The 12,030-nt window shown below is 62.6% G+C and carries 13 protein-coding genes; 2 read left to right on the forward strand and 11 right to left on the reverse strand.

All coding sequences use genetic code 11. From position 1 onward, the window contains the following. Positions 1-16: 16 nt before the first annotated feature. From dmpG to C662_RS17385, 3 genes are all read right to left on the reverse strand, one after another. On the reverse strand, positions 17-1,048 hold the full coding sequence (gene dmpG, locus C662_RS17375; protein WP_002932110.1) for a 4-hydroxy-2-oxovalerate aldolase: 1,032 nt from the start codon (positions 1,046-1,048) through the stop codon (positions 17-19). A 27-nt stretch (positions 1,049-1,075) separates the two neighbouring features. Next, positions 1,076-1,999 carry an acetaldehyde dehydrogenase (acetylating) gene (locus C662_RS17380; protein WP_002932114.1) on the reverse strand — a complete coding sequence of 308 codons (924 nt, stop codon included), beginning with the start codon at positions 1,997-1,999 and terminating at the stop codon, positions 1,076-1,078. A gap of 123 nt (positions 2,000-2,122) precedes the next feature. Next, on the reverse strand, positions 2,123-2,560 hold the full coding sequence (locus C662_RS17385; RefSeq protein WP_002932116.1) for a GlcG/HbpS family heme-binding protein: 438 nt from the start codon (positions 2,558-2,560) through the stop codon (positions 2,123-2,125). A gap of 160 nt (positions 2,561-2,720) precedes the next feature. Here C662_RS17385 and C662_RS17390 point away from each other — a divergent pair, with 160 nt between their 5' ends. Next, on the forward strand, positions 2,721-3,437 hold the full coding sequence (locus tag C662_RS17390; protein ID WP_002932120.1) for an FCD domain-containing protein: 717 nt from the start codon (positions 2,721-2,723) through the stop codon (positions 3,435-3,437). A 74-nt stretch (positions 3,438-3,511) separates the two neighbouring features. Here C662_RS17390 and C662_RS17395 read toward each other — a convergent pair whose 3' ends face one another. The 8 genes from C662_RS17395 to C662_RS17430 all read right to left on the reverse strand — a co-directional run bounded on the left by C662_RS17395 (position 3,512) and on the right by C662_RS17430 (position 9,892). Further along, positions 3,512-4,441 carry a catechol 2,3-dioxygenase gene (locus tag C662_RS17395; protein WP_002932123.1) on the reverse strand — a complete coding sequence of 310 codons (930 nt, stop codon included), beginning with the start codon at positions 4,439-4,441 and terminating at the stop codon, positions 3,512-3,514. 133 nt (positions 4,442-4,574) lie between these two features. Next, positions 4,575-5,630 carry an NADH:ubiquinone reductase (Na(+)-transporting) subunit F gene (locus tag C662_RS17400; protein ID WP_002932124.1) on the reverse strand — a complete coding sequence of 352 codons (1,056 nt, stop codon included), beginning with the start codon at positions 5,628-5,630 and terminating at the stop codon, positions 4,575-4,577. A gap of 79 nt (positions 5,631-5,709) precedes the next feature. Continuing rightward, on the reverse strand, positions 5,710-6,069 hold the full coding sequence (locus tag C662_RS17405; RefSeq protein WP_002932125.1) for a phenol hydroxylase subunit P4: 360 nt from the start codon (positions 6,067-6,069) through the stop codon (positions 5,710-5,712). A 62-nt stretch (positions 6,070-6,131) separates the two neighbouring features. Next, positions 6,132-7,685, reverse strand: coding sequence for an aromatic/alkene/methane monooxygenase hydroxylase/oxygenase subunit alpha (locus C662_RS17410; protein ID WP_002932126.1), 1,554 nt, complete (start codon positions 7,683-7,685; stop codon positions 6,132-6,134). Positions 7,686-7,706: 21 nt separating this feature from the next. Continuing rightward, positions 7,707-7,976 (reverse strand): MmoB/DmpM family protein, encoded by a 270-nt coding sequence (locus C662_RS17415; RefSeq protein WP_002932127.1) that lies wholly within the window; start codon positions 7,974-7,976, stop codon positions 7,707-7,709. A 13-nt stretch (positions 7,977-7,989) separates the two neighbouring features. Further along, positions 7,990-8,985, reverse strand: coding sequence for an aromatic/alkene monooxygenase hydroxylase subunit beta (locus C662_RS17420; protein ID WP_002932128.1), 996 nt, complete (start codon positions 8,983-8,985; stop codon positions 7,990-7,992). A gap of 30 nt (positions 8,986-9,015) precedes the next feature. Next, positions 9,016-9,279: a phenol hydroxylase subunit gene (locus C662_RS17425; protein WP_002932129.1), complete on the reverse strand. Its 264-nt coding sequence runs from the start codon at positions 9,277-9,279 to the stop codon at positions 9,016-9,018. 277 nt (positions 9,280-9,556) lie between these two features. After that, complete coding sequence (locus tag C662_RS17430) at positions 9,557-9,892, reverse strand: 2Fe-2S iron-sulfur cluster-binding protein (RefSeq protein WP_002932130.1); 336 nt, start codon at positions 9,890-9,892, stop codon at positions 9,557-9,559. A gap of 255 nt (positions 9,893-10,147) precedes the next feature. On the opposite strand from C662_RS17430, the gene C662_RS17435 reads away from it, so the two are divergent. Next, positions 10,148-11,818 carry a sigma-54-dependent Fis family transcriptional regulator gene (locus C662_RS17435; RefSeq protein ID WP_002932131.1) on the forward strand — a complete coding sequence of 557 codons (1,671 nt, stop codon included), beginning with the start codon at positions 10,148-10,150 and terminating at the stop codon, positions 11,816-11,818. Positions 11,819-12,030 lie beyond the last annotated feature (212 nt).

Here is a 12,030-nt window from a genome sequence, read left to right on the forward strand (position 1 = left end):
GGGTTGTCGTTGCGGTTCAGGCCGCCAGGCCGCGCGCCTTGGCCAGGTTGAGCGCCGTATCCTCGATCATGTCTTCCTGGCCGCCGACCATGCCGCGCCGGCCCATCTCGACCAGGATCGCGCGCGCGGGCACGCCGTACTTCTTCTCGGCGCGCTTGGCGAACAGCAGGAAGGAGCCATACACGCCGGCGTAGCCCAGCGTGAGCGCATCGCGGTCGATGCGGATCGGGAAGTCCATGATCGGCACCACCAGGTCCTCGGCCACGTCCTGGATCTTGAACACATCCACGCCGGTCTCGATCCCCATCAGGTCGCACACCGCGATGAACACTTCCATCGGGGTGTTGCCCGCACCGGCCCCCAGGCCAGCGGCCGCGGCGTCGATGCGGCTGGCACCGACTTCGAGCGCGGCCAGGCTGTTGGCCACGCCCATGGCCAGGTTGTGGTGGCCGTGGAAGCCGAGTTCGGTCTCGGGCTTGAGCGCATTGCGCACCGCACTGAGACGCGACTTGACCGTGTCGGGCAGCAGGTGGCCGGCCGAGTCGGTGACGTAGATGCAGTTGGCGCCGTAGCTCTCCATCAGCTTGGCTTGCTTGACCAGGCCTTCGGGGCTGTTCATGTGCGCCATCATCAGAAAGCCGACGGTGTCCATGCCGAGCTTGCGAGCGTAGCCGATGTGCTGCTCGGAGACGTCGGCCTCGGTGCAGTGGGTGGCCACGCGGATGGTGGAGACGCCCAGTTCGTGTGCCATCTTGAGGTGATCGACCGTGCCGATGCCCGGCAGCAGCAGCGCCGACACCCTGGCCTGCTTCATCAGCGGGATCACGGCGGACAGGTACTCCTCGTCGCTGTGGGCCGGGAAGCCGTAGTTCACCGAGCTGCCGCCCAGGCCGTCGCCGTGGGTGACCTCGATCAGCGGGATGCCCGCCTCGTCCAGGCCGCAGGCGATGGTCTTCATCTGCTCGAGCGTCATCAGGTGGCGCTTGGGGTGCATGCCGTCGCGCAGGGTCATGTCATGCACGGTGACTTTCTTGCCGCGAAGTTCCATGTTCATCTCTCCTTGTGGCCGGGGCGCTCAGGCCACCATCGTGGCGCGGTTGGATTCAAGCTTGAGGCGACCGGCCAGGATCTCCTCGGCGAACATCTCGGCGGTGCGCGCACCGGCCGCGGTCATGATGTCGAGGTTGCCGGCGTACTTGGGCAGGTAGTCGCCCAGGCCTTCGACCTGGAGGTACACCGAGACGCGCTTGCCGTCGAACACCGGGCCATTGACCAGGCGGTAGCCGGGCACGTACTTCTGCACCTCGCGGATCATGGCGTGGATGGATTCGGTGATCGCCGCCTGGTCGGGTTCGGTCTCGGTCAGGCAGTGCACCGTGTCGCGCATGATCAAGGGCGGTTCGGCCGGGTTGAGGATGATGATGGCCTTGCCCTGCTTGGCGCCGCCCACTTGCTCGACCGCGCCCGCGGTGGTGCGGGTGAATTCGTCGATGTTCTTGCGCGTGCCGGGGCCGGCGGATTTGCTCGACACGGTGGCGACGATCTCGCCGTAGGCCACCGGCTGCACGCGGGAGACGGCGGCCACCATCGGGATCGTGGCCTGGCCGCCGCAGGTGACCATGTTGACGTTCATCTCGCCCTTGCCGACGTGTTCCACCAGATTGACCGGCGGCACGCAGAAGGGGCCGATCGCCGCCGGGGTGAGGTCGATCATCAGCACGCCCAGTTCATTGAGCTTGCGGCTGTTCTCGGCGTGCACATAGGCCGAGGTGGCATCGAAGGCGATCTGCACGCCGTCGGCCAGCACGTGCGGCAGCAGGCCGTCGACGCCCTCGGCGGTGGTCTTGAGGCCGAGCTCGCGCGCACGCGCCAGGCCTTCGGAGCTGGCGTCGATGCCGACCATCCAGACCGGCTCGAGCACCGGGCTGCGCTTGAGTTTGTACAGCAGGTCGGTACCGATGTTGCCCGGACCGATCAGGGCGCATTTGATCTTGTTCATGACGTCTTCCTGTTTCTTGAATCTCGAGAGAATGCAGACCGTGCGGCGGTCAGGGGAGAGGGAGAGGCACGGCGGACCGCCGCACGACTGCAAACCTTGGACTGGAGGGGAGCCAGCCACTCATTACAGCGGAACATCGTCAGCGCCAATGGCGATCAGCCCTGCCCGCGCACAGACACTGTCCTGCTCCTCCGACGCCCCGGATACGCCGATACCGCCGACGAGCTGCCCATCGACACGGACAGGCAGGCCGCCGCCAAACACCACCAGGCCGGGGCGCGCCGAGAAGCCGAACTTCATGCCCTCGTTGTCACCGACAATCTTCATCCAGTCTGCAGTGGGGAAACCAAAGCCTGCAGCGGTGTGCGCCTTGTCGATGGCGATCCCGATCGACTGCGGAAAGGCGCCCGGCATGCGCAGGAATGCGACCAGGTTTCCTGCCGAGTCGGCGACGCCGACGTTGATGCGGACGCCAAGCTCGACAGCGCACTCGACCGCCGCGCGTACGGCTACATGAGCTGACTCCCAGCTGATCGTGGCTTGCTGAACTGCAATCTTCATCCTCGGTGCTCCTGGCAATGGCGGGTCACTGTGACGGCTTGACGAAGGTAATCGAGCATTTTATCGACGTCAAGCATTTTTCTCGAGATTTGATTAAGCCTGCGAACAAGACGCCAGTGGGCTAGAATCCAGCTACATCGCACCATTACCTTCAGCCATCATGAGCGAAGCCGCCCTGTTGTCGAATGCCGCTGCCGAACCCAAAACCCTGGTCGAGGGCGCCTACCAGCGTCTGCGGCGCGACATCATCGAAGGCGTCCATGCACCCGGCGAAAAACTCCGCGTCGAGCACCTCAAGGACCAGTACGACGTCGGCGCAGGAACCCTGCGTGAGGCCTTGCTGCTGCTGGTGACCGACGCGCTCGTGGTGACACAGGGCCAGCGCGGATTCCGCGTCGCGCCCATCTCCATCGCCGACTTCGAAGACATCACCCGCACCCGCGTGCTGCTCGAGACCGAGGCCCTGCGCCAGTCGATCACGCTCGGTGGCGACGACTGGGAAGCCAGCGTCGTCGCCGCATTCCACCGCCTGTCGCGCGCAGAAGAGAAGTTGGCCGACCACGACCCGGGCACCACCGAAGAGTGGGAGAAGCGCAACCGCGCCTTCCACGAGGCGTTGATCTCGGCCTCGCCCTCGCGCTGGATCCGCCATTTCCAGAACATCCTCTATCAACAGTCCGAGCGCTATCGCAGGATCAGCCCGTTCCGCCAACCCATCGAGCGCGACATCCACGCCGAGCATCAGGCCCTGTTCGATGCAACGCTTGCGCGCGATACGACGCGCGCAACCTCCATCCTGACCGAGCACATCCTGCGCACGCTCGATGCAGTCAAGCGCATGCCGACGGATTTCTTCACCGGCAAGAAGAAGCTCTGAGCCCGCCGTGCTGACCGCCCCCGCGACGCATGCCGCGCCGCGGGGCCAGAGCCTGTGGGAAGCAGGCGAAGCGCTCAGGACACGACCGTCAGGAAGCGTTCATTGAGCTTGCGGTCGTGGTAGAAGATCCCCGTGCCGACCTCGTCCCACGTCCACCGGACGGGCTTCCAGTCGGGATAGCACTGGTAGCCGCCGCAGAAGGTCTCGAAGCGGTTGCCGGACGGATCGAAGGCATAGATCGTGGTCCCGCGGGTGATGCCGTGACGCGTCGGACCAATGTCGATCGATACCTTGTTCATCGACATGATGTCGGCCGCACGCAGCACCTTTTCCCAGCTTTCGAGCAGGAACGAGACGTGGTGCAACTTGCCCGGCTCGGGGTGACGCACGAAGGCGATGTCGTGTGCCTTGGTCGAACACGACAGCCAGATCGCCAGGTCGGTCTTGCCGTCTTCCATGATCACGTGCTCGACGAGATAGAAGCCGAGCACCTTGCAGAAGATGTCCTGCACCTTCTCGATGTCCGGACCGTAGAGCAGGCAGTGATCGAGCCGGATTGGCGCGATGCCACGCTCGGCCTCATCGGTCCAGGGCGGCGGATTGGTGTAGGTGTCATCGGTGCCGTAGTCGCTCTTCTCCCAGTAGAGCTCGATCTGGTGCCCTGACGGCACCTCGAAACGCACGCGCTCGCCGGTCTCGAGCAAGTCGCCAGCGGGGATACGCTCGGTCATCAGGCCATAGGCTTGAAGGTCCCGATCGAGCTTGTCCAGGGTGGCCTGGTCGGCGACCTTGAAACCGAAGAAGTCGATGCCGGCCGTATCGGCCTCGCGCAGGATCACGCTGTTGTGGTCACGCTCGTCCCAGGCCTTGAAATACACCCGGCCCTGGCTGTCACGGCCCGTCTCGATCAGGCCGAGCACCTTGCCGTAGTGGTTGATGCCTTCTTCAAGGTCCAGAACGCGGATCTGAGCGTGGCCCGGACGCAGAACGCCAGTCATTGCCATAGGTATGTCCCTCCTTCGTGATTGTTCGCCCCGGCCGACGGCCGGCGGCGCCTTGCATTGCCTCGATGTTGCGCGCAGCGGTTGAGGCCCTTTCCCCTGCGCAATCGGATGCCGGCCACGCCGGCGCCTCGCACTAGATGCGCTTGAACAGCGGGCTGCGAACCTGCTGGACGTCGGCCGCGGAGAAGAACTTCTCCATGAAGATGTCGCGCTCGAACAGCCGTCCCTGCATGAGTGCGGTGATGCAGGCGTCGATCATCAGCGGCGGGCCGCACAGGTAGGCCTTGTGGCCGCGGAAGTCATTGTTGAAGTGCGTCGCCGCGGCCTCATGGACATAGCCGCGCAAACCGTTCCACGCCGAGTCGGCCGGCTCGTCGGACAAGGCCGGGACGTAGGTGAAGTTCGGGTACTTCGCGGCGAGCGCGAGGAACTCGTCGTGGTAATAAAGCTCGCTGCGGTTGCGCTGCCCATACACCAACGTCATCGGCCGCGTATCGCCCGCTTCGAGCAGATCGAGGATCATCGAGCGTGGGCTGGACAGCCCCGAGCCGCCGGCCATGAACAGCAGCGCCTCGGGCGCCGACTTGCGCACGAAGAAGCGACCGTAGGGACCGGACAGGCGCACACGCTCGCCGACCTTGAGCTGCTCGTGGATCCAGGTGGTGCCGCGGCCACCCGGGACGACGCGGATGTTGAGCTCGACCTCGCGTCCGCTCGAAGGCGGGTTCGCCAGCGAGAAGGCACGGCTGTACTCGCCGCCTTCGAGGAAGAAGTTGATGTACTGGCCAGCCTGGAAATGCATCGGCTCGTCAGTCTCGATGAAGACCGCCTTGATCGTCGGTGTGAGCGTTTCGATGCGGGTCACGGTACCGGGGAAGTCGCGCACCGGGATCGACTCCGCGTCTGCCTCCTCCTCGATCTCGGCCTCGATCGTCACGTCGGACTCGAGACGCGCACAACAGGCCAGGGTCTTGCCCTCGTCACGTTCGAAATCCATCAGCGCGAAGCTCGACGCCTCGCCGTGGTCGACCTCGCCGTCGATCACCTGCACCTTGCAGGTTGCGCACAGGCCGTGGCAACAGGCATGGGGCAGCCAGATGCCGGCGCGCAGTGCAGCGTCGAGGATGGTCTGGCCCTCCTCCACTTCGATCGTCTGGCCGATTGGTTCAATGGTCAGTTCGTAGCTCATGATCCGTTCCCGTTCCTTTCCGTTCTCCACCGGATGCCGATGGCGGCCCGCCAGAACGGGCTGCCATTTCTGCTCGGCGTCAGCTGCACGACCCCTTGATGCCAGCAAGTCCAGGCGTGCGGAAGCGGATCACGTCCTTGTGCTTGAGCCCGTTGTCGGCGAGCGACTTGTCGAAGTCGAGCACGACCGGTTTGCCCGACTTCAGCCACTCCACCGTGCTCCAGTCGATCCGGGCGAAGTCCGGGTGGTAGCCGAAGGCGGCCTGCATCGGGCCGGCGACGACGTCGCCGAAGCGCATCGTCGGTGGGAACGGGAAGCAGAACGGGGCACAGAACAGCAGGTGGTCCTCCCAGCCGATGTAGAGCAACTGGGCACCATGGAACTTGTCCTGGGTGTCGGCGGGAGCGAATTCGTATTTCGAAACAGCGGCAACAGCCATGTCTTGTCTCCTAGCTAAGTCCTTGTTGCGCCGAGCACCTTCGTACCCGGCGCGGTGGACGATCAAGCGTTCTTCGTCGCCTGGCCACGCCATTCGGCGAAGTTCTTCTTGTCCTCGGAAATGTCGAAGTCGAGGTTGTCACGACCGAATTCGAGGTTGTAGTACTTCAGCACGGCTGCCAGCGGATCGAAGCCCTCGACGGTGGGATCGGTACCCTCGGGGAAGCAGTTGCCCTGATAGATCTGGTGAACCGGCAGCCAGGACTGGACGTACTTCTCGGGCTCGTGCTCGAAGATCTCCTTGCAGTGGTCGGAACAGAAGTGGTACTTGTCGCCCTTGTAATCGACCTCGCGATAGCAGATCTTGGTCGGGTCGCCCGGCTCGGTGAACAGCATCGGAATCTGGCAGGTCTGGCACAGCATCGGCAGCGTCTTGTTGTAGAAGCGATTGCCCTTGGCGGCCTGCTCGCGCCAGAACTCGTAGCGCGGGCGGTAATGCTTGTCGAAGCTCTCCGGGTACTTGCTCGACAGCCACGCCATCTCGTCCTCATCCGGCATCCAGGTGTGGAAGTTGGCAGCGGCGGCGTAGTTGTAGAAAGTGCTCCAGGCCTGGTGCGAAAGGTGATCCTTCTCGAGCGCGATCTGCTCGGCGCACTTGGGCATGGTGATGCCGTAGCGGGCGAGGTCCTTGAACAGCGCACCGCCGTTCTCCTCGAAGTACACCTCCCAGGCTTCCTTCCAGCTCATCGTGCGCTTGGGCAGCATGTAGTCCATCATCATCGCCACCAGGGTCAGGACGCGATAACCGCGCCAGGTCCACTTGTCGATCCAGCGCTGCACGATCGGCACGTTGGCGGGGTCCTGCTCGAGGATGAACTTGATCACCTCCAGGCCGAGGGTCATGTGGCGCGCCTCGTCGGACTGCGCCGAGAAGCCGAAGGTCATCGTACCCATGTCGCCGTTGTAGGCGGCGCCCGAGACGAAGGGCACGAACAGCAGGTTGGTGAGCACGTACTCGAACGAGAAGCCGATCGAGACCATGAACTCGAACGGGCCCGCGGTGATGGCGTCGTCGAAGAAGCTCTTGGGCACCGACAGGAACCACACGCGGTCATGCATGTGGTGGAAGTCGTGCATGCCGTTGTAGTACTTGTTGTAGTTCGAGATCGAGTGCACCTGGGTCTGGGCATGGCGGATCTCGTCGAGCGACTGCATCAGGCAGGCGACGCGCGGCCCGGGGCCGGGGAAGGCGCGGCCGGCATGCGCAAAGCCACGGTGCGCAACATACTCGAGCGGGCTGATGCCGCTGATGAACAGCTTGACCGTGTTGACGTAGCGCGCATCGGTGACGTTGAGGTGGCCGTTGTTCTGGTTGAAGGCGTCGATGATCGCGTACAGCTTGCGCTCCTTCTCGGCCTGGTACTTCCAGTAGGCGTCCATGGTGAGGCGGAACGGATCCTCCCACTTGTCCCAGTCGTGGATCTTGATCCCCTCGTACTGCATGTAAGGGTAGATGTCCTCCATCTTCTGGTAAGACGGCGTCCAGTCCAGACCGCGCGTCATCACCGCGTAGCGTTCCTTCAGGCCCAGCTTCTTCTTGGCAACTTGCATGTCCATGTGCGGAGTCTCCTATGTCCCTCAGGCCTTCCAGAAAAGGCGGATTTCGTCGTCGGTCTGATCGAGGTTGCCCGACATCGTGATCATGTTGACCTGCAGCGACTGCAGGTCGTAGTCGTTCCCGGTGATCTCCTCGATCGTTTCGCGGCGAACGATGAGTTCGCGCTCGGCGTTGATCTTCACCATCGCGGGCTGCTCATCAACGACAGCGCCGGGGTTGTCCTGCAGGATCGCCTCGATGATCGGGCGGGTTTCCTCGTTGGTCTGCAAAGCAAGGAATACGGTCGACATTCGGGAGCTCTCCTCAGAGGGTGACGCCGGCCTTGGCCATGCGCGCATTGAACTGCTGGACCACCTCGGCCAGGGCCTCGTCGGCGCGATCACCCAATGCAATGCGGCCAACGGGCAGCAGCGCGGCAGCAGCACGGTCGCGCCAGTGCGTCAGCCAGCCGGCCATGACAGCCTTGTTCTCCGCCGACTCGCTGGCCGCGATCTTCACTGTGGCATCGACCCACTTACGGGTTTCGGCAAACCAGTCGGTCATGAACTGAGTGAGCATCGCCACCGGCGTGCCGCCCTGCGACGAGAGCACATCGTCGATGATGGTTTCGTACACCAGCGCGTACAGGAGGCCGTCGAGCGCAGCGTTCTGGGCGACGAACAACTCCACCGGGTCCTTGATGACGAAGGTGTCCTCGACGTAACGGCGCAGCCCCTGCCAGGCGTCGTCCTCCACCCAGGCCCGCTTGGCCTCCTCGAGCGACTCGACATCGCCCAGCAGCAAGCCGACACGGGTGATGTACTGCGCGATGCCGAGCTGGTCCATCGCGTGATAGATATGTGGCTGCGAGAAACCGGTACCGTAGCTGTAGGCACAGACGCTGGCATTGTTCATGTTCGAACCCCAGGCGACATGGCGCAGCGGCAGCAGCACCTTGAGCACGGTCTCTCGCACCGATTCGGGCAGCGTCGCAGCCAGACCACGGTTCTCGACGAAGTCGAAGTTCGCCTCCGCGGTATCCTGCTGCTTGGCGCGCGCCATGGTGTAGGCACCGTAGTAGAACTGGCGTGGATCCTTGAACGCGTACCAGTCCGCCATCTTGATCGCGGTACGCGAGGCATCGTAGATGTCGTGCTCAGGGTCCCAGGTCGGCCGGTAGTGGAAGTTGGCCGTTTGCTGCATGTCGAGCGTGCCTTCCTGATAACGCGACGCCGGTTTGTCGCCCCCAATTCGACGTGCGATGTTGTCGAAGGTGTGCCGCAAAGGCTTGATGGACACCGTGCGCAAATCGATCTGCATGAACTCTCCTCCTTATGATTCGTAAGCGATTCAACGGAATCGCTGGTGGGTTGCCTGGTGCAGGCTCCAGTTCCAGTCGGCGTTCTCGGCCGCGTCCGAGGCCTCGCGAGGACCGAGATGGATGACCTCGTTGGCTTCGCAGAACGCCTTGAACGCCTCGGCTGGAAGCAACATCTCGGCGAACAGATCCGGCTCTCCGATCGCAAACTCGAACTCGATGAAACCGTCGGGTCTCCGCTCGATGAGGCGCACGTACTTTCTACTGACGTCGATCACAGGCGCTTGCTTGTCCATTTGCCGAGGTACCTCCCGTTCGAACTGGTGAATGCTGGGGTGCTTCTGCAGGGAGCTAAACAAATTCCGTGCCAATCTCACAACTCCGAGCATTTACGCGCACTAAGCCAGGTTCTCGAGATTTACAGCGGAGACGGAGGAAGATTCCTGTTGATGAAATGCTCAATCAGAAAACTCGCTTGATCATTTGATCAATTCCATTTATTGCCATGCACCATGAAAAAAGGGCTGGTACGCCAACACGTACCAGCCCTTTCGCAACCCGACCAGGCCCGGACTACGCCTGCCTTGGCCCATCCACCGCGGGCCTCTTCAGCGCCTTCAACATCTTGCCCTCCACCTTGAGCTCGAGGTCGCTGTCAGGGAACAGCTTGCACGCAAGAACAATCCCGACCGCCTCTTCCGCCTCACTTACGCAGGCCCTGCTCATCTTGCGCGTGTGGTAACGGCCGGTGGTCACCCGAACCTTGCAGACGCCGCAGCCACCACCGCGACAGCCCACCGGAATGCCCTTGCGCCCCAAGACCTCCATCGCCCGCAACACGTTATCGTCCGCGCCACAGCGCACGAACTCACCGCTGTCCTCGATCAATACCGAAAACTTCTCTACCACTTTGCTCCTCCTCCTCGCCTTTCTTGTCGTACAGGTGTGAGCAGAACGTGCACCACACCTTCTCGCCACAACCCCACTCAAGAAATATACCACCCAATTCCTTTTTCTCGAGATTTTGCTTACTATTCGAACAGCGCTGGAGTTCTCCTGTACCCGTGTGTCAGGTAAGCTCCCGAATGACGTGTCGCGTACCGCTACGCGAACACCAAGGGCTCGCCGGAGAGTGAGCATTGAGGCAGGACGAGGAGGAGAGGCTTGAGTTCCATCCATTACCCGGAGAGCACCGACCTACGCGGCCTGCTCAAGTTTGCCCCGGAAGAAGGACTGATCTGGCTGGGCGAGCACCGCATGCTGCTGCTGCATGCCGGCGCACTCTCGGAGTTACGCAAGGAGCTCATCGCGTCGGTCGGACAGGAGCAGGCACGGCGCATCCTCACCCGCATGGGCTTCGCATCGGGTATGCGCGATGCGAAGCTATCTCGCCGCACGCGCGGCTCGGCCGACCCCGCCGAGGCCTTCGTAATGGGGCCTCAGCTCCACATGCTGGAAGGCTGTGCCCGGGTTGAACCCGTTCGTCTCGAGATCAATCAGCCGGGCTGTACCTTCTACGGCGAATTCATCTGGCACCACTCGTGGGAAGCAGAAGCACATGTCCAGGCTTTCGGCGAGGTCGAGAACCCGGTGTGCTGGATGATGATCGGGTACGCCTCGGGCTATACGAGCGCGTTCATGGGCCGTTTCATTCTGTTCCGCGAAGTCGAATGTGCTGCCACAGGTGTCGAGCACTGCCGCATCGTTGGCAAACCGGTTGAGGAATGGCCGGATGCCGACCAGCTGCGCCCCTATTTCGAGGCCGACTCCATCGTTGGGCGCCTGCTTGAACTGCGTGAGGAAATCGAAGCCATGCGCAGGACCATCGCCTGTCCGCGCAAGACCCCCGATCTGATCGGCAACTCGGCCGGCTTCCTTCACGCCTATGACCTCGTCGCGCGCGCTGCGGTCACCAACGTTTCCGTACTGTTGCTCGGCGAAACAGGCGTAGGCAAGGAGCGCTTCGCACGCACGCTGCACGAGCTCAGTCCCCGCAAGGATGCCGCCTTCGTCGCGGTTAACTGCGCAGCGCTCCCGGACGAGCTGATCGAGTCCGAGCTTTTCGGGGTTGAACGAGGAGCGTTTACAGGCGCCCACGCTTCACGAGCAGGCAAGTTCGAACGCGCTGACGGTGGCACCCTCTTTCTGGACGAAGTCGGAGAACTCCCCCTCTCCGCCCAGGCAAAGCTGCTGAGAGTACTCCAGGAGGGTGAAATCGAACGCCTCGGCGATGAACGTACTCGGAAGGTGAATGTTCGTCTGGTAGCAGCTACGAACGTCGACCTGCTGCGTGCGGTGAATGCGGGCACTTTCCGTCGGGACCTGTTCTACCGCCTCAACGTCTACCCAGTCACGATCCCACCACTACGCGAGCGGGTGGGAGACATCCCCACGCTTGTCGAAGCAATGATGCGACGCTTCGAGACACTGCACGGCAAACGCCTGTCAGGCATCAGCGACAAAGCAATGCACGCCCTGAAGAACCACAGCTGGCCCGGTAACGTGCGCGAACTGGAAAACGTGATCGAGCGCGGCGTGATCCTCGCACCGCTCAATGGCCTTGTCGAAGTGGAGCACCTTTTCATCGGCGCAGCACCGGAATCCGGCTTACAGCAACAGCTGAACGCGAGCGGAAGTCTTGACACCATGCAGCAGACAAACAGCATCGACCTACCCGACGCCGTACTCGACAGCGGCATCGAGCTCGATGCATTCGAGCAAGCCCTGCTCAATCGAGCGGTAGAACGCGCTGGCGGCAATCTATCGGCAGCGGCCCGCCTGCTTGGCATGACGCGTCCTCAGCTGAACTACCGCCTGAAGAAGAGGTTGTGCTGAGGTTCGGGCTTTGGAGGCATCGCCGGGAGGCGTGGCGGTTGCGGGACTGATCTGCCTGGTGTCGATGCAGGCTTTTGCGGCTGTTTTCGAGCGCGTTGTGGGTGGCGTTTATGTTTATTCGGCGCGTTGACGTAACAAAGCCCTGCTTTCTTTTGAGAGCAGGGCTTTGTTTTGTGGGTTAGTCTGACGATGACCTACTTTCACGAGGGCGG

This window comes from Thauera sp. 28 (assembly GCF_000310145.2).
GTDB classification, from domain to species: domain Bacteria; phylum Pseudomonadota; class Gammaproteobacteria; order Burkholderiales; family Rhodocyclaceae; genus Thauera; species Thauera mechernichensis.

Bases quoted from the DNA above. Each gene is read 5' to 3' on its own strand.
- C662_RS17385 (WP_002932116.1), bottom strand. From the start codon at position 2,560: ATGAAGATTGCAGTTCAGCAAGCCACGATCAGCTGGGAGTCAGCTCAT.
- C662_RS17380 (WP_002932114.1), bottom strand. From the start codon at position 1,999: ATGAACAAGATCAAATGCGCCCTGATCGGTCCGGGCAACATCGGTACC.
- C662_RS17395 (WP_002932123.1), bottom strand. From the start codon at position 4,441: ATGGCAATGACTGGCGTTCTGCGTCCGGGCCACGCTCAGATCCGCGTT.
- C662_RS17405 (WP_002932125.1), bottom strand. From the start codon at position 6,069: ATGGCTGTTGCCGCTGTTTCGAAATACGAATTCGCTCCCGCCGACACC.
- C662_RS17415 (WP_002932127.1), bottom strand. From the start codon at position 7,976: ATGTCGACCGTATTCCTTGCTTTGCAGACCAACGAGGAAACCCGCCCG.
- C662_RS17425 (WP_002932129.1), bottom strand. From the start codon at position 9,279: ATGGACAAGCAAGCGCCTGTGATCGACGTCAGTAGAAAGTACGTGCGC.
- dmpG (WP_002932110.1), bottom strand. From the start codon at position 1,048: ATGGAACTTCGCGGCAAGAAAGTCACCGTGCATGACATGACCCTGCGC.
- C662_RS17410 (WP_002932126.1), bottom strand. From the start codon at position 7,685: ATGGACATGCAAGTTGCCAAGAAGAAGCTGGGCCTGAAGGAACGCTAC.
- C662_RS17400 (WP_002932124.1), bottom strand. From the start codon at position 5,630: ATGAGCTACGAACTGACCATTGAACCAATCGGCCAGACGATCGAAGTG.
- C662_RS17390 (WP_002932120.1), top strand. From the start codon at position 2,721: ATGAGCGAAGCCGCCCTGTTGTCGAATGCCGCTGCCGAACCCAAAACC.
- C662_RS17420 (WP_002932128.1), bottom strand. From the start codon at position 8,985: ATGCAGATCGATTTGCGCACGGTGTCCATCAAGCCTTTGCGGCACACC.